The organism is Pseudomonas sp. GW823-FHT05G12 (assembly GCF_058795575.1).
In genome coordinates this window covers 3675052-3691566 of sequence record NZ_CM179501.1, presented here as the reverse complement: position 1 = coordinate 3691566, position 16515 = coordinate 3675052, and the positions used below count along the sequence as shown (strand labels likewise).

The window sequence follows — 16515 nt, the reverse complement described above, 5'->3', positions numbered from 1 at the left end:
GAGTTCTCCTCCATCGTAGACAGGTCAGGACTGCTTCATTGAGATCGTGTCGAGTCTTTTCAAACAGGCGATCGAGATCTCGGTCTCCATCTCGTGTTTCAAATAGTTTGCGGAGTTGTTCTGCGTCGTTCAGTTTCCTGGGAGCCCAGCCACCGTACGAACTGTGATTCCGCACATTGAGTTGTCTCAAACTTGGTGCTGCCTTACAGCTATCGACCGATTACTAGGCGATGCCTGACCATGAGCGACAATCTTCCAGAATACATAGTATGCCTATTTTCTGAACTGTCTCCCTTATTTATGCAATCAAAGGTTGGCTGTTTCTGGTGATAATGGCTATTGCTTCACCGGTAAGGGCAATCATGCTTTGTGTAGTTGCAATGGAGGGTATATGGCTTTTAGGGCTGTTGCCCTTCGATATATGGCAAGCCACTGGCCCGCTCTATCCAACGCTTTGGAGAAATCCCAGCCCATCGTTTCAAAGCATTAGTAAAGCTCGAACTCTCTGTATAGCCAAGAATCTCGACGTGTCTTGAGATACTCATTGGGGTTTTCTATGTAGTAACAAGCGAGCTTTTTGCGTACTGAGTCGAATAGGCTGGAGAAGGTATGCCCTTCATCTTTGAGTTGACGGGTCAATGTCCAGATCTTGAGCCCTAAGCGGTTCGTCACCTGCTCGATGCGTGGCACTTCAGTATGGATGAACTCTACGATTTCGAATCGGACTCATACGTCCACGGTAAAGAGCACCGAGTTGGATAGTCGCAACACACTGAAGCTTTGTTCAGCGATGAGAAGGACCTGGGGATCCGAAGCGTTCAAAATCAAGGCGTTGGAGTTCTGTTAAAATCGAACTTCGGTATGAAAAGCTTTCTGATAATCGTGCCCGCACTCTGGTCGGCCATGGTGAAGTGCACATCTAGCGGTGACCAGTGCTCGCCTAAAGCCCTTCGCATGATATTGAACACGTTGCCCAAAGTCATTCGCAGATCGCTGCCACCTTATCGAGAGCGGTACACACATACGCTAACGGCTGGTTTCGGTTGAATGCAACACCTAAGCGACTAAGCCGAGCCTCGGCGATGATCGAGTTGTCCATCGGCGGGGCATCGATCATGGTCAACCTCAGATCCAGCAGCTATGCCCACGTTATCCGGGGTGAGACGCATCGTTGCGTTTTGGCTCGCTACCGCACCGATGGAAGTACGTGCCAGCACCGAGGCAGCATAAGTTCGGCTGATTGCTGCGTTTGTGTGTTCAAATCGCACAGCGTTTCTCCGCTCACTACGTTCTGAGCGAGCCGAATGAAAGTCCTGAGGCGTGAAGGAATGGGTGTTCGGCTTGCGACCCTGCGCGTAAACCAAGGTAAGTTCCATTGACCAGGCATTGGGCATTTGCCGCTACAGAAGCAGAACTGAAGGCGGTTAAACCACCTGTCACGCCAGTTGAGTCTTACCAGCAGCCCGCGTGTGTCTCAATCGCCGCAGCTTCCCCGCACGGTAGCTCGCAACTAACCGAGAATCGCCTAATGCGCTCGCGATAGCCAAGTCCAGCGCATCGGCGAAGACATCTTTGAGAAGCTGAACTAGAAGCTGCATATGGTAACCATCGAGCAACACGAGCGTGGCGATTGGGCCTGCCGTCATTGCGAAACGCTGATCGAGGCACCACTGCGGGCTCGAGTGTTTTAGGTGAGCGCCACGGCAAGTCATGGCCGAACGCTTACGACTCATTAGCCTAAATCATATGCAGCCTTAGAAAAGCAGGTTTGGCCTGGCTTTTTGATGCGGCCCGGCCAAACCTGTAGGGAGGTTAGAAAATCTTGATGGGGATCGTGGTTACTAGGCGGAATTCGTCGTAGCTGCCATCAATCTGTCCCGGGGAGCCACGGTGGTTGTAAACAATCGTCTTGAAATTCCATGCCTGCAATGGCCCTGATTGCACCACGTAAGATAAGAGTAAGCCGTTCTCATCATGGGTGGCGCCGTCAAGGCCTCTGACGTTGTAACCTGTGGCATGTCCATTTCGATCGCCATTGTAATGCGTTCCGTCGATGTCCCAACCCTTAGCATGCCAGAGGGTCAGAGCCAGGCCAGGTACGCCAAACACGGCGAAATCTAAGTCGTATCGAAGCTGCCAAGATTTTTCGTTGGGGCCGTTGTAATCCGAAAACAGGGCGTTAGCGAGGTAGTTGCTGGTCGACTCGAACACGTAATCGAAATATTCGTCGCCCATCACCTGCTGCCAAGCGAGCGTCAGGCTATGGCCAGCATGGCTTCCTGTGACGGCCAAGCTATATGCGTCATTCTTTATGTACCCGAGCCGCATCTCGCCTTGGTCTTGGGTGTGGTAGTAGCTGAAGGCAGTCTTGAGGGAATAACCTTCGTTGGAGACGAGCTTGTGGGTGATGCCGAGATAACCTTGATCCCACATATTCTCAAACCTGGAGCCAAATAAGCTGACGTCAAGGTTCGGGTAAACTCGGGCTGTTGCTCCAAGGTAATTCAGGCGATCACCCTTGATCGCCCTGTTGCCATAATATGAGGCAAGGTCTTCGGATCTGCTGCCCGTACGCAGAATCGCTTTATCGAAGCTGCCTGCCTGTATCTTCAACCAATCCCATTCGTTACTCGAAATAGCAGTGCCTTGAAAGCTGGATGGAAGGGCGCGGTTGTCTTTTGGGCGTAGCATGGGATTGTCGACCATCATCCGGCCCACTTTGATCTCCGTTTTCGAGGCTTTGAATTTTACGTCCGCAACAGCTAGGCGGCTCCACGTCGGAATCGCATCGCCGTCGCTATCCACGAGAACTCGGTCGGCACCGTTAGCAATCGCGCCATGACCCCGCTCGAGGGTTACTGCACTGAACATGCTGGCATCCAAACCAAATCCTATCTTCCCAAGTGTATATCCAGAAGAATAATTCAGCATCGCTGCCTGGACCCAGGTCGTTCGATCACGGGTGGTCTCGGCACCCCACGGTTTCTTTACACTAAGCAGCGTGGTACCCGATGTACGTTGAACTGCGTAAAAATTACGAAGGTTCAACGAGAGTCTTGACCCTTCCAAGAAACCCTCACTGTCAGCACTCGGTGCAGCGAGTGCAACTTGAACAAATGGTGCGCACAGTGAAAATATTGTGAGTAGAGAATATCGAGATGGCATGTTTCAAGCCCTATATCCTGCTTTTTATGATGTTGGGCGAACGTAGGCTAGCTGGTCGTGTAAGATGGTCACCTTACTATTCGCCCAAGGATGGTTTTTGGCAGAGCTGAAGTTGTCGTTACTGGGTATTTAAGAGGGTTGATTAGGCGTTAACGAGATTGTCTAGAACTCTGAACATGAATTGACGAGCGACTATGATTTTCATCAGTTCCTCAGAGTCCTTTTCGGACATTTTATTGTGTTCGCCAGTTGGTAATGCTGTTGACTTATGTTTCCAGAGATATTCCATCGTCTCCGGTAGCATTTCTGGGTGGGCTTGGAATCCCAGAACCTGGTCATTCCACGAGAAAATCTGGTTGCGACATGCCTCTGTTGAACCAAGCAGAATACATGTTTCCGGAAGGATGAAGGTATTCCGGTGAAAAAAATAAAGAGGTGTTTTATTAGCCACGCCTTTCAATAGCCTGCTCTGAGTTCCAGCGTCATTCAGCAAGACGGGCAACCAGCCTGATTCAGAGTGCGTATGAGGAACCAGCTTCCCTCCTAGTGCCTCAGCGAGTAGTTGTGAACCGAGGCAAATACCTAGGACTTTTTTGCCGGCTAGAATGGATTCCTTGATAAATTCGATCTCGTCCTGGAGCCAGGCCTCGCATTCCTCTGGGTTTCCTCCTAATACCACCAATAGGTCAAAGCTAGATAGTTTGGGCCAAATGATTTGTTCGTGCAAGTTTGTGCCAGTTAAAGTGTGGCTTCGCTCACGCGCCCAATACTCGATGTTGCCGATGCCAGCTCTTGGCATATGAGCTAGGAAATGGACTCGCATTTGATGCCTCCCAATCGTTTGTTTTTTTTGAGCGCTAACAGCATGATGGTGCTTGCCACTAGAAAACCACACAAAATGGAAAGCCCAAGTTGGTTGCTGCCGCTTATTTTAGACAAATAACCCATGAGGTATGGGCCGGCGAATCCACCTAGACCACCGCATGAGTTGATAATGGCTATTCCGGCTGCAGAACTTTTTCTCGGTAGTAACTGGCTAGGAATAGACCAGAATGGCCCGTTGAATGCAAAAACTCCAACGATCGCAACGATCAGTGCTCCCAACATGCTTACGGTACTTGTAAGTTGCCCGCTGATCATCGCTGCGTAAGCCAAGATCACTAACAGCAATGGGGCCGCCGCATGTGCGTAGCGCTCACTTTTGCGATCGGAACGTCTCGCCCACGCGTTCATAAATACGCCGCCCACGATGTAGGGTATTGCAGAGATCAAGCCTACCTGAGTTGCCGAAGCTGTACCTGATAGTTGCTTAACTATTTGTGGTAGAAAGTACATCAATCCAAGCGTTCCGCTGATGTAAAAAAAGTACAGGGCCGACAGATACCAGACAGTAGGGTGGGTGAAAGCACTATGATCCTGCTCGTGCATCGTAGCCGATCCACCGGCATTGACTTCCAACAATAATGCCTGCTTTTCGTCTTCAGTCAGCCAGTGCGCCTTCGGCGGGCTATCTGTCAAGTAGAAGTAGGTAATTGGTGCAAGAACGACAGCTGCAGCACCTTCAATGATGAACATCCAGCGCCAGCCTTCCAGGCTAAGGCCCGTAACATTGTCAATCAACCAACCTGAAATTGGGCCGCCGATGATATAAGCCACAGGAATCGCAGACATAAACATAGCCACGTTCTTTGCCATGCTCTTCTTTGGGAACCATGAGGCCATGTAGTAAATCAGACCTGGAAATAATCCTGCTTCAGCGAGTCCCAGCAAAAATCTTAAAATATGAAGCTGAGTTGCATTTTGAACGAAACCAGTCAAAATGACCACAACTCCCCAACTCATTAGAATGCGCGCGATCCATATTTTGGCGCCGAATTTAGCGAGTAAGATGTTGCTGGGTACCTCAAAGATAAAGTATCCGATGAAAAATATGCCCGCTGCGAGTCCGTAAATACTTGCATCAAAACCCAGCGATGCATTCATCTCCAGTGCAGCAAAGCTAATGTTCGCACGATCAATATAGGCAACTACATAAAGTAAAAGTAGATACGGTATCAGTCGTAGCGTAACCTTCTGGAGTGCTGTGTCGACTGTTGACGTCATGGCCTGGATCTCCTTCTAAAACAGGTATTTCGTGAGTGATGAATGGCAGATATTATTATTGAGCCCACAGTTGAATTCTACAAGTTTGTAGTCAGGCTGCAGTGCGCTTGAACGTTTTCTGGAAGTTTTCCTCGTTACGTATGCCGTTTGTCGCTCAGCGACGGTCCGTTAGCCAAGGCCTCATCTGAGCAGATGGCGCTGCCAGTGCCTCTTGACGTCGACGTGGAAGGGAATAGCCTTATTGTTGCTATAATGCCTAATATGATTAGATCCTCTATGAGAGTTCGTACGCTGGTTTCGAGTATCGTGAACTTGAGTTAATCCGAAAAGCAGAATAAACTTCGCTTAGGTATTAAAAAAACTAACACCGGAGGTCCGGGCTTGAATATTGACCGTCTGCCCCCCCTGAACGCAGTCCGTGCATTTGAGGCCGCCGCTCGCTTGGGCAGTTACGTTGCAGCTTCCCAAGCCCTGCACGTTACGCAGCCTGCCATCGGTAGGCATGTGAAAATTTTGGAGGATTGGCTGGGTGTTCGACTTTTTGATCGAACACCAAGAGGCGTGATCTTGACTGCCGCCGGAGCGGACTATTACCAAGCTGCATCGCAGGCGCTTCAGATCTTGGTAGAGGCGGGAGCCCGTCAATCGCAAAGAGCTGAGGAGCGCTGGCTGCGAATCCTTTGCGCTCCGGCGTTCGCCTCACGTTGGTTGACTCCTCGCATTGGTGAACTACGAGAGTTACGACCGGGGCTGAAAGTCGCTATTGAGCCAAATTCCTCCTTTACCTCAGTGGAGCATCGGCAGGCCGATTTGGGAATTGCTTATGGGTTACCGAGCAACCTTTCAGGCATACGAAAAGTTTTGATTCGTCCAGAGGCATTTGCGGTCTGTTCGCCTGGGTATCTCGCTAACCTGCCTAAACGACCCACGCTTGCTGAGCTGCCAAGCTGTCAGCTGATACACGTTGATGACGGAACGTGCTGGAATGCTTGGTTCGCTGCTCAGGGCCTCAAAATCCGCGTCAAAGCTGACGCTTCGCATATCAGCAACGAGCTGGTACTCCACCAGGCTGAGCGTGGTTACGGTGTCGCATTGGCGACAGAGGTGCTTGTCAGTGACGAGTTAAAGGATGGCACCTTGGTGCAGTGTGTAGAGCAGTCTGCTTTCATGGAGGCGTATTATCTTTTAACTCCATCACAACAGCTGAGCATTGATGCGGAGTGGTTTATGGAGTGGTTGACTAGAGCCCTTAGCGAGGCGTTTCCCAGAGCCGTGGTCTAGTGTCTTCGAAAGCTAATTTGCGGTCATGCTGGATTCTTCCTCCCGCCTTCGGCCGGCTTCTCTCTTGAAATTTAAGTCGTGAAGTCACGTCGGCGGCGAGTGTTGAAGGCTGTCCAACATCTTCGCCTTCACGCTGCGCGCATACGTCGAATGTCTAGGGCCTTGTCCAGGCATGGACTCTATATCATGGTCCTGTTTTTCCCAGCGCCAGGCCGTGAACGATTGTGCTGTCATCAGTTGAGGCCGAGCCAGTAATTGAAATCCTTGGAAAGAAGTCCAGAATCAAGGCTATTCCTTTTTAAGGGAACGTAGAAACCCCTTTATTTCAACGGCCCGCATGCCAGATGCGAGTCATATCATATCCTAGAATCCATCTTGGAGATTACCATTCAATGCTCAGGTTGATATGAAGTCTCACAGTGAAGAACCTGCCCGTGTGTCCTTCAATCCCTATGTCTATTCAGCACGCCGCCTAATCGTAACGCTGCTTCAATTTGTACCGGTCTTGGCTAACGCCCTTTCATTTAGCGTTGTCGAGAAAGTCTGCCCACTGCTGCATTAGCCCTATGCGCTTAGTGAACAAATCACCTCGGCGGTAAGCCGCTTCGACGCGATTTTCTACTGCATGAGCAAGCGCCATCTCGGCGACTTCGCGAGGCGCACTAGTGCATTCGGCGCACCAGTCGCGGAAGCTGGAGCGAAAGCCATGCACGGTAAAATGCCCGAAGCCCATCCGGCGCATCTGCATGAGGCCAATCATGTTTGACACCGGCTGCCCACGCTTGTGGTGCTCGAAAACAAAGGATCGTATTGGGTGTTGCATGGATTTAAGCAATGCAACAGCCTGAGGGGGGAGCGGTACTCGGTGAGCAACGCCGGCTTTCATTCGATCCTCAAGTATGGCCCAGACGCCGGCATCCAGATCGAACTCGTCCCAGCGTGCGTTCAATGCTTCGCTAGTACGCACGGCGGTAAGGATGATGAACTCCAGCACGCGCGGGCCGATTCCGGGCAAAGTGCGCACCTGTTGGACAAATGCGGGCACTTCTGCCCAAGGCATCGCCGGGTGATGGTGATGTTTGCTGAGACTCCTTCCGGATGGCAGCAGTTTCTCCAAATGACCGCGCCAGCGGGCTGGATTCTCGCCGCGGCGCAGCTCTTTGGCCTTGGCGTAGTCGAGGACCAGCTCGAGCCGATTGCGCACCCTGCGAGCAGTTTCAGGCACTCTGGTCCAGATAGGCTTCAACACATTCAAAACACCTTCGACGTCAACGCTGTCGACGGGGGTGTCGCCAATGAATGGGAAAGCGTAAGAGGTCAGGGTGTTGGTCCACTGTTGCGCGTGTTTGGCATTTTTCCAGCCAGCCCGATGGGTTGCAATGAAGTCTAGGGCGCAAGTGCGGAAAGTGTTCTCCAGCCCTTTCTCTTGAGCAACCCGGGCAGCTCTTCGACTTCCTGGTGTGTTTCGGCTTTCCGTACCAATGGATCGATGCCATCGCGGATCAATGCCCTGTGGGTGTCGGCGCGCGAGCGGGCCTCCTTTAATCCATAGCGAGGATAGGGGCCCAAGCCGATTTCCTTACGCTTGCCCGCGAGTTGGTAACGCAAAACCCATGCTTTTCCGGATTTACGGATGACCAGGCGAAGGCCGTCACCATCGTCGTACTTGCCGAAGTCGGTAAGGGTTTCAACCTGTTTCGCGGTGAGCTTGGGCATGGCGGAAGCCTCCAAACTTCAAATCTGGTCCCCCATTTGGTCCCCCACTCACAGCCTGGATGTGGAAGGAACACAGCGGAATAGGACAGAACGTACCAAGCTCTAAAATACGCCCAAGTAGCTGCTCTAGAGCGTCCGCACGTCACTCAGTGGATACCGGTGGTCGGGAGTGGAAAACTGCTGATAATGACTACGCTACATTCGAACTGATTTCCATATAATATTGATTTTTAACCAAAAAATCTTGACACATCGAACTATCCTGTTGAGTTCGAATCCCGGACCCTCCGCCAAACTCGGTTAGCGTGTTACGGGAAAGAAAGAAGGCAGAGACGTAACAGTTGGGGCTTCAAGCCAGGGGGCGCCAGATTAATCTGCAAGCGCTCGCTTAGTGTTGTTCCGAAGCTGATCTAAGCAGTTTGCCCACAGTTGCGCGGCTTTCCGGCCACTCAAGAGCTGAGCGCGTGCGTAAGCTGCTCCCAGCGCACCTCGCTTCCGATGCGATAGCGGCAGCTCCAGCACAATAGGATCGATGCCAAAATGCTCATGAGACATCTGCCTTGACGAGCTGGGCTTCAACGTTCAGTTACCCACCCCCGGCTCATTTCTTTCCTAGGCCAGTATTGTTTCTAGTCTGTCTCCAAGGAGGCGCCATGCTTCAGTTTTTTCCTTGGCATAATCATGGTGGAGGTAGTGCCTGCGTACTTTGGAGCCTGCGAGCAGGTGATTTTGGCAACGATCAATAATCTCTAGAGTGACGCCAAGTTCTTGCATCATGGTCGCCCCGGTACGGCGAAGGTCGTGTGGGGTCCATTCACCCTTTGTGCCGTTGTTCAGCACTAGCGAATCGTCATGGTGACGACCTGACAATGGTTTGCTGCGCTTCTTGAACCGGCACTGCCGATCACCAATCAGTTTACTCACGGTCTTGGTATCAACATGGCATTCACCGTGTTTGCTGGGGAAGCAGAAAGGGCTACTTCCAGTTTCTTCCTGCAAGCGTTTGAACTGTGCCAAAGCAAATTGTGATAGAAATACATGGTGATCCTGGCGCTTGCCTTTACGTCCTTTTGTGGCCTGTGCTGGGATGAACCAAGTGCCTTTCTCCAGGTCCACATTTTTCCATTCAGCTTTGAGTAGCTCACCTATCCGGCAGAGGGTGCTTAGGCAGATCCATACTGCGCACTGCACGCGAGAGTTAACAGGACGGATGCCGGAGTATTTCCGGCCGACGGGTAGGGTGTCATAGTCATGCTCCAGGCGAGCAAAGACGCCTTGTAGTTCATGGATTTCGTCGGGAGAGAGCAGGCGGTCACGTTCTTCTTGATAGTCGTGGTCTAGCAGTGTCCGCACATCGATCAAGTCGATTGGGTTGCCGTCAATCATCAACGATCGCCACGGTTTGCGCTTTTCGGCCCAGCGCAGCATCTGTCCAATGTCGTTGTATAGGATAACCACAGTGCGGTTTAGACCACGCGTACGAACTGCGCGTAAAGAAGCTAACAAGTCTTTCTCTGTCAGGGCACGCAATGGTTTTTTGCCAATGACAGGCAGTACGTCTTTCTTGAAACTGCGCTGCAGCTCCGCGTTGTCATCCTGTCGGGAGACACCGTCGCGCAACCATTCGTCGAACAAGTCTGCAAAAGTCTTGTTTTCCGCTGCATGGCGTTCGGCCTCTGCAATGGTGGCGGAGATGCTTGCTTGGGCTTCAATTTTGGCGGCTTTCTTGGCAGATGTCGGGTCAATACCGTCAGATACTTGTTGACTTGCCCTTCTATGCTCAGATCGAATTTCAGATAGTGTTCTACTCTTGCTGCCATTTTTGGCCCAGGTGCCGCAAGCATAGTCTTTGTGTTTTCCATCCCATTTGAAACGGTAATAGAAGCTCACCGAGACGCCTTTCTGACGAGAGATAACTTTGCCTAGTAGGTTGCCATCGTCTCGGATGGTTTTTCCGTGATCCTCAGCAGTGAGCGATTCGAGCTCTCTGACGGTTATCTTGGCCATTGTCTACCCCTTGCAGGCGGAAGGATGCCCCAAAAAACCCCTACTTATACCCCTACCGTGGCAGTGGCTCTCTGTAGAAATCTCTGGACTGGGTTAGACCAAATATTAGTCTGAAAGCCCCATGGTTGCTAGCTTTCGGTAATTCTTTTGAATGCTACTGATTTCCGCTGAATGCTTATAATTAACTGAATGGGGTGCAAGGGGTCGAGTGTTCGAATCACTCCGTCCCGACCATATATTCAATGACTTAGGCCATTTCCGAAAGGAGTGGCCTTTTTCATGTGCGTGACTTTTGCGTCACTTCTCAGGGTTTTACGCCTGCCGGCACTGTGCTTGCAACAGCTCGACCCGTACCTGGGCGACCTAGCCCTTGCGCGTAGCAGCGTGAGGCCATCCATGCCACCGGCTCGGCCCGGTGCTGGGCCGACATGTGCTAAACCGCACATCGGCCCAAGGCCAACTACAGGCTGGCCCATCGGCGCGGCATCCACCATGGCACTGATACAGAGTGATACGTCCCCTCAGCTGCCAGCGGCCCAGTGGCGCTGCTTGTCCATGATGAAGTCGACGAAGGCTCGCAGGCGCAACGGCATGTGTCGGCCTTGGGGATACAGCAGGGTAAACGGCCGCGAGCGGCCCGCGAAGGGTCGCAGCACCTCGACCAGCGAGCCCTCGGCAAGCTCGCGCTCGACGATGAAGCGGTAGGTCTGGAACAGTCCCGCGCCGTGCTTGGCCAAGGTCACGCCACCGAGCACGTCGTCCGAGCAGACGTAGCCGCCCTCGGTGAGGACTTCCCGCTCGCGGCCCTCCTCGTCGAACAGCCAGGCGATGCGCCGACCGCTGCTGGGCAGTTCGAACTGGATGCAGTCATGCCGCGCCAGTTCTTCAAGGCTCTGCGGCTCGCCCGCGTGTTCCAAGTAATCTGGAGTGGCCACCACCACCAGCCGGGCGTCTTCCAGCGGCCGGGCGATCAGGGTCGAATCTGGCTGTGCACGCACGCGGATGGCCAGGTCGTAGCCCTCGCCGACAAAGTCGATGTTGCGGTTGCCCAGGTGGATGTCGACCTGCACCTTCGGGTAGCGCCGTCGAAACTCGGGCAGCAGCGGCAGGATGCGGTGGTGCCCGTAGGTCGTGGGCAGGCTGATGCGCAGTGTGCCCGAAGGCTCCTGCTGCTGCCCTGTCACCACCCGTTCGGCCTCCATCAGCTGGGTCAGCGCCTGACGACACTGTTCGTAGTAGCCTCGCCCGCCCTCGGTCAGGCGGATGCTGCGGGTGGTACGGACGAACAGTCTGGAGCCCAAGCGCTCTTCCAGGCGGCTGATCGAGCGACTGACCGCTGCCGGCGTCACGCCCGCAGCGAGAGCGGCCGCGGTGAAGCTGCCCAGCTCCGCCGCCAGACAGAACAACTCGATGCTGCCGAGTAGGACGTCGTCGAAATGCCGCTGCATTGATTACACCATGTATCAACTTAAGTTCTCGCTGCCATATTTATCCTTATCTGAAGCAAAAATATAGTCCTCCCAACGGCGCACTTCGGCGCCACCTGATTGGGAGAAACGACATGAGCAACAGCAAAACGGTAGTGATCACCGGCGCCTCCAGCGGCATCGGCTTCGGCCTGGCCAAGGCTTTCCTCGCCAGTGGCTTCAATGTGGTCGGCAATGCCCGCTCCGCCGGACGCCTCGCCGAGGCCAAGGCACAACTGGACAGCCCCGCCTTCATCGGCGTGGCCGGCGACATCGCCAAGCCTGAGACCGCCCGCCGCCTGATTCAGGCCAGCATCGATGCCTTCGGCCAGGTCGACGTGTTGGTCAACAACGCTGGCTTCTTCCTGCCCAAACCCTTCATCGAATACAGCCCGGAAGACATCCAAGGCATGCTGGAGACCAACCTCAAGGGCGTGGTCTACGCCTCCCAGGCCGCCGCCGCGCACATGATCGAGCGGCGCCAGGGTCACATCATCAACATCACCGCTGCCGTGGCGCTGCAACCCAACATCGCCGTGCCCGCCGCCCTGCCGGTGCTGATCAAGGGGGGCCTCAACCAGGTCACCCGCGCCCTGGCGCTGGAGCTGTCGTCGCACAACATCCAGGTTAACGCGGTGGCTCCCGGCATCATCGAGACGCCGATGCACGATCCGGCCAGCTTCGACTTCCTAAACGGCCTGCAACCGGCCGGACACATCGGCCGCGTCAGCGACATTGCCGACGCCGTGCTTTACCTGGCCAACGCCGGGTTCACCACGGGCGTGGTGTTGCCGGTCGACGGCGGTATGAGTGTCGGCAAATGGTAATAGGCTGAACGTAACGGGGAGGCATCCCGCCTCCTTGCCCTGAATTCCCCACCCCATAGGAGTAATACCATGCCCTTCGTCAGCGTCCGCATCACTCGCGACGGCGTCACTCGTGATCAGAAAGCCCAGGTCATCAAGGAAATCACAGAGACCTTGCAGCGAGTGCTCGGAAAGAAACCTGAGCTCACCCATATCGTGATCGAGGAGGTCGACACCGATAACTGGGGCTACGCCGGCATGACCACCACCGAGTACCGCAGCAAAAAAACTCAGGGATGAGCTCCGAACTGCCCCGGCGGCGCGAATCAGCGCCTCCAGGGCGGCCTTGGCTCGACACGCTTGCGAAGGAGAACCCACTTGGAGACCGGGGTGGCCAATACGCTAGCGCATCTCGTATAGGGAGAGTCTCGCCCCATGTTACCGAGACTCAACTTCCTCAGGATAACGCTGGCACATAGACAACCTGGTCACGCCCCCCATGTTTGGCCGCATAGAGACCGCCGTCAGCGCGCTTTATTGCATCATCAATCTGCTCACCCTGGGTGAGCAGGGCGCATCCGATGCTCATGGTCATCTTCCGAGGGCCGCCGGGTAACAGAAACGGCGCGCTGCCGATTGACTGACGCAAGCGCTCCGCAATCTGCGTTAATTCTTGGCTATCTTTAACCCGTAGCAAGGCCACGAATTCCTCTCCTCCTTGGCGTACCAGCAGGTCATCTGGCCGAAGCGTAGCCCGCAGTCGGCGGGCGCACTCGCAGAGCACTTTATCGCCGGCATCGTGGCCATGCTCGTCATTGACCGATTTGAAACGGTCGAGGTCTGCGTATACGGCACCTAGCTGTAAACCTCGCTCCTCAGCCAAACGAAGCTCTCGGTTCTGAAATGCTGCCAATGCCCCGCGGTTCCATAGTTGTGTCAAAGGATCAAGCAAAGCCCTGCGCTGCCCGCGATCCATTTCAACACGCAGAGCGCGATTGACCTGAGCTAGGCTCCGCAGTTGCAAATAACCCTCGGTGAGCGTGGCTAAGTCCCGAAAATTAGCCTGTTGCGCTTCGCTGAGCTTCCGCGGCCGAGGATCGAACATGCACAGGGTGCCAATGGCTTTGCCATTTGAGGCACGTAACGGGTGGCCCGCATAGAACCGGATATAGGGTGGGTTCAGCACGAGGGGATTGTCCTCGAAGCGTGTATCGCACCTGGCGTCGGAAACCATCAAGGTATCTTCACCGAGAATCGCGTAGCCGCAAAAAGACACATTGCGCTTCGTCTCGCTTACCTCGATACCGATTCGAGCCTTGAACCACTGCCGATCCTGATCGATTAGGCTGATCAGAACGGTCTCCACCTGGGCTAGTTCTTGGGTGAGTCGTACCAAGGTATCAAGATAATGCTCCGCCGGCGTATCGACCAAGTCCATGTCATCAAGTGTGCGCTGACGAAGTGCTTCATCAGAGGGTAGGGGACAAGCTGGCATGTCTGTTACTCCACTCCTTGGTTCGTTTTTTCACAAATGCGGATAGAAAACTCTCAAGCATCTTGACCAATGCCGCACACGCTCGGCGCCTTCAGGCCAGGTCAGCCGGAATAGAGAGCATAGCAAACCGGTTGGCTCTATCCCGGATCCTCCAGTGGGTATACCTGCGGCGTTGATCGGCGCGGCTCGGTCGGTCGCCCAAGACCTCGACAAACTTCTCAGACCTACAGACGGCTTGAACGAACGGTTGAGGTTGTCGCCCCAGGCAGCCTTATTGGAAAGCCGGTATTGACCTCGAGTTAAGTCAAGGTTTTAGAGTGGCGTCCGGACGCTCTCGCTGCTTTCGGAAACGAACTCACAAAGGACCAGGAATGGACACTCCGACTTCACTACTGATTTTCCAGACCACCTGCTGCATTGGCTTGAGCCTGTGGCTGAGTATCAGCCTGATCAACAACCTGCAGGCCTTTGCCAGCTCAGCCGGGGCGATCGGGGAGACCATGTCGATGGCGCCGCTGGCCCAACCTCCCGGAATCAGCCTCCCTTTGCTGGTGCGAGCGATGACCTCTCACGCCATCCATCGCTTGGCCTTGTCGATCATAGTGCTGACACAGGCAGCCGCCGTTCTCGCGGCTTGGGTTGGCTGCTATGAACTGCTGCTTGGCGCCGGCTTGGAGGTGGCGCGGCCCTGGTTGAACCTGGCCTTGAGCGCAACGCTCGGGTTCCTGTTCGCGATGCTGCTGGGCGGGATATGGTTCGGCTACTGGATCCGCCAGGAAGGGTTGCAACTGACCCATCTGTTGTTGATGGTCTGGATCCTGCTGCACTTCGTCGTACTGAATGTTCGGTGGAGTTGAGCGGCCCAGGGAAGCTTGCAGCATTTCAGTTAAAAGGAGCAACAGATGAAGATGATGATCGTAGGCGCCGGAAGAGGGTTGGGCCGGGCTTTGCTCGAAGGGCTCGGCAAGCCAGGGGACACGCTGATCGGCGTATCACGCAAACAGCCGTCAGACTTGGCCCTTGCCCCGGGCATCGACCTGCAGTGGGTCGATGCCGACCTTGCCAAGCCAACGGCGGCTGTAGCACAGATCGCGGATCGGGCACCTGCCGATCTGGATGTCCTGATCTACAACGTTGGCATCTGGGAAGAACACGCCTTCAGCGAGCACTATGCATTCCTTGACGACAGCGACGAATCGATCACCAGGCTGGTCGAGGTGAACATCACGGCCACGCTGCTTCTGCTCAAGCGCCTGGTGCCCAAGTTGCTTGGTGCGTCCCGGCCGCAGTTGATCCTCACCGGTTCGACCTCAGCTCTTCGCCAGAGTGGGCGCCCGGAGGTAGCGTTCGGCGCCTCAAAGTTCGCCCTCAACGGCATGGCTGATGCGCTGCGCGAAGGTTTCAGGGATGACAACCTGGCGGTGACCGTACTTCACCTGGGTTATCTCAATACCGACGACTCCCTGAACACGCCATTGGCGCAAGCCGCAGCACGTGGCGAGCGGCGCCAGGTACCGGTGCATGATGTGGTCACTATGGTCGACGCGCTGTTGCGCTTGTCCGGGGCTTCGTTCGTACGGGAGCTGATCTTGCCGGCTATCGGTGATGAGCGCTTCTGACGCCAAAGCACCGGAGCCTTTGCGTGAGGGTTCGGCTTTGATGTCTCAGTCGATGGAACTGAATCTTGGACCGCGTCCAGCAAGAAAAGAGGCAAGGAGCTAGGTCGTTGGGTCGCCTTCAAAATCGGGAGTCGCATAGGTCTTGAAGGCACCCAGTCAATGATGAGTCATTCAGCGCATCATGCCCAGTTCAGCATCATCCATCAGTGCCTTGGCTAACGCGCAAAGGTAGTGCGAAGCCCAGATCAACTGAGGTTTATCTTCCATCAATCCATCCAGAGTCATGTCCCGTGCATAGCCCATCAGCTCGGACGCCTGTTCACGGGCGCTTTGACAAGGGATGCCGGCTTCGATGCGGAAGAGGGGATGGGTCTGGTTTTCACCTTGATAGAAGGTGGTTTTGCCGACGGTGAATTTGGTTTCTTCTGTGGACATTGTTCAGTTTCCCCAAGATTGCTTCAGCCTGTACGGGCCTATTCGCGGGTGAACCCGCTCCTACGGGAGCACGGCAGTCTTCAAGGCTGAGGGAGTGCCGGGGAGGGTATCCGTGAAGAGGCCGGCCCAGGCAGTACATCAGCGAGACGTCAGTGCGTAGTGCGAGGCTCAGTGGGCATCTGCACCTGGGCTATTGCGGACTCGAGCAAAGCTCTCAAGGTCTCCAGTTCATGCATCGAGGTCATCATCAGAATCGACGCGGGTGACTTGGGCTGCAGCAGCATTGCCTGATGCACGACAGTTGCAGCGCAAAGCGCGTAATCCGTGGCCTGGATCAGGGTGTCTTCAAGGCAGAGGGACCGGTGGGGTGGATCTGGAACGATCTTGAGCATGGCGTAACTCCAACGTCGGAAAGTGGAGCT

General features: G+C 54.5%; 15 protein-coding genes and 1 pseudogene. 5 read left to right on the top strand and 11 right to left on the bottom strand.

Going from position 1 to position 16515, the window contains the following annotated elements; all coding sequences use genetic code 11:
• Positions 1–1812: 1812 nt before the first annotated feature.
• From AC3RCM_RS16775 to AC3RCM_RS16765, 3 genes are all read right to left on the bottom strand, one after another.
• Positions 1813–3165 (bottom strand): OprD family outer membrane porin, encoded by a 1353-nt coding sequence (locus AC3RCM_RS16775; RefSeq protein WP_103469101.1) that lies wholly within the window; start codon positions 3163–3165, stop codon positions 1813–1815.
• 142 nt (positions 3166–3307) lie between these two features.
• Positions 3308–3988: a type 1 glutamine amidotransferase gene (locus AC3RCM_RS16770; RefSeq protein ID WP_103469100.1), complete on the bottom strand. Its 681-nt coding sequence runs from the start codon at positions 3986–3988 to the stop codon at positions 3308–3310.
• Positions 3970–5268, bottom strand: a complete 1299-nt coding sequence (locus AC3RCM_RS16765) for an MFS transporter (protein ID WP_103469099.1) — start codon at positions 5266–5268, stop codon at positions 3970–3972. Before AC3RCM_RS16765 ends, AC3RCM_RS16770 begins: the two co-directional genes overlap by 19 nt.
• Positions 5269–5649: 381 nt before the next feature.
• On the opposite strand from AC3RCM_RS16765, the gene AC3RCM_RS16760 reads away from it, so the two are divergent.
• A complete protein-coding gene (locus tag AC3RCM_RS16760) occupies positions 5650–6549 on the top strand; it encodes a LysR substrate-binding domain-containing protein (protein ID WP_103469098.1) in 900 nt (299 codons plus the stop codon).
• Positions 6550–7069: 520 nt separating this feature from the next.
• Here AC3RCM_RS16760 and AC3RCM_RS16755 read toward each other — a convergent pair.
• From AC3RCM_RS16755 to AC3RCM_RS16735, 5 genes and pseudogenes are all read right to left on the bottom strand, one after another.
• On the bottom strand, positions 7070–7930 hold the full coding sequence (locus AC3RCM_RS16755) for a tyrosine-type recombinase/integrase (protein WP_492629694.1): 861 nt from the start codon (positions 7928–7930) through the stop codon (positions 7070–7072).
• Between the two features lie 5 nt (positions 7931–7935).
• Positions 7936–8265 (bottom strand): Arm DNA-binding domain-containing protein, encoded by a 330-nt coding sequence (locus tag AC3RCM_RS16750; protein WP_232099756.1) that lies wholly within the window; start codon positions 8263–8265, stop codon positions 7936–7938.
• A 369-nt stretch (positions 8266–8634) separates the two neighbouring features.
• Positions 8635–8826 (bottom strand): annotated as a pseudogene (locus AC3RCM_RS16745) (tyrosine-type recombinase/integrase); the annotation flags it as partial.
• Between the two features lie 51 nt (positions 8827–8877).
• On the bottom strand, positions 8878–10272 hold the full coding sequence (locus tag AC3RCM_RS16740) for a tyrosine-type recombinase/integrase (protein WP_103469097.1): 1395 nt from the start codon (positions 10270–10272) through the stop codon (positions 8878–8880).
• Between the two features lie 521 nt (positions 10273–10793).
• Positions 10794–11720 (bottom strand): LysR family transcriptional regulator, encoded by a 927-nt coding sequence (locus AC3RCM_RS16735; RefSeq protein WP_064490815.1) that lies wholly within the window; start codon positions 11718–11720, stop codon positions 10794–10796.
• A gap of 113 nt (positions 11721–11833) precedes the next feature.
• On the opposite strand from AC3RCM_RS16735, the gene AC3RCM_RS16730 reads away from it, so the two are divergent.
• Entirely contained in the window at positions 11834–12565 is a 732-nt protein-coding gene (locus AC3RCM_RS16730) for an SDR family NAD(P)-dependent oxidoreductase (protein ID WP_014591532.1), read from the top strand.
• Between the two features lie 69 nt (positions 12566–12634).
• Entirely contained in the window at positions 12635–12844 is a 210-nt protein-coding gene (locus tag AC3RCM_RS16725; protein WP_014753565.1) for a tautomerase family protein, read from the top strand.
• Positions 12845–13001: 157 nt separating this feature from the next.
• On the opposite strand, the gene AC3RCM_RS16720 is transcribed toward AC3RCM_RS16725, so the two are convergent.
• Positions 13002–14039 (bottom strand): sensor domain-containing diguanylate cyclase, encoded by a 1038-nt coding sequence (locus tag AC3RCM_RS16720; protein WP_064490814.1) that lies wholly within the window; start codon positions 14037–14039, stop codon positions 13002–13004.
• Positions 14040–14410: 371 nt separating this feature from the next.
• Between AC3RCM_RS16720 and AC3RCM_RS16715 the strand changes: the two genes are divergently transcribed.
• Both AC3RCM_RS16715 and AC3RCM_RS16710 read left to right on the top strand, forming a co-directional pair.
• Positions 14411–14896, top strand: a complete 486-nt coding sequence (locus tag AC3RCM_RS16715) for a DUF2165 domain-containing protein (RefSeq protein WP_492629032.1) — start codon at positions 14411–14413, stop codon at positions 14894–14896.
• A gap of 45 nt (positions 14897–14941) precedes the next feature.
• Positions 14942–15658: an SDR family NAD(P)-dependent oxidoreductase gene (locus AC3RCM_RS16710; RefSeq protein ID WP_198747212.1), complete on the top strand. Its 717-nt coding sequence runs from the start codon at positions 14942–14944 to the stop codon at positions 15656–15658.
• A 171-nt stretch (positions 15659–15829) separates the two neighbouring features.
• On the opposite strand, the gene AC3RCM_RS16705 is transcribed toward AC3RCM_RS16710, so the two are convergent.
• Together AC3RCM_RS16705 and AC3RCM_RS16700 are read right to left on the bottom strand one after the other, a co-directional pair.
• Positions 15830–16093 carry a DUF3077 domain-containing protein gene (locus AC3RCM_RS16705; RefSeq protein ID WP_003250694.1) on the bottom strand — a complete coding sequence of 88 codons (264 nt, stop codon included), beginning with the start codon at positions 16091–16093 and terminating at the stop codon, positions 15830–15832.
• A 149-nt stretch (positions 16094–16242) separates the two neighbouring features.
• A complete protein-coding gene (locus tag AC3RCM_RS16700; protein WP_014860884.1) occupies positions 16243–16485 on the bottom strand; it encodes a hypothetical protein in 243 nt (80 codons plus the stop codon).
• Positions 16486–16515: the final 30 nt, after the last annotated feature.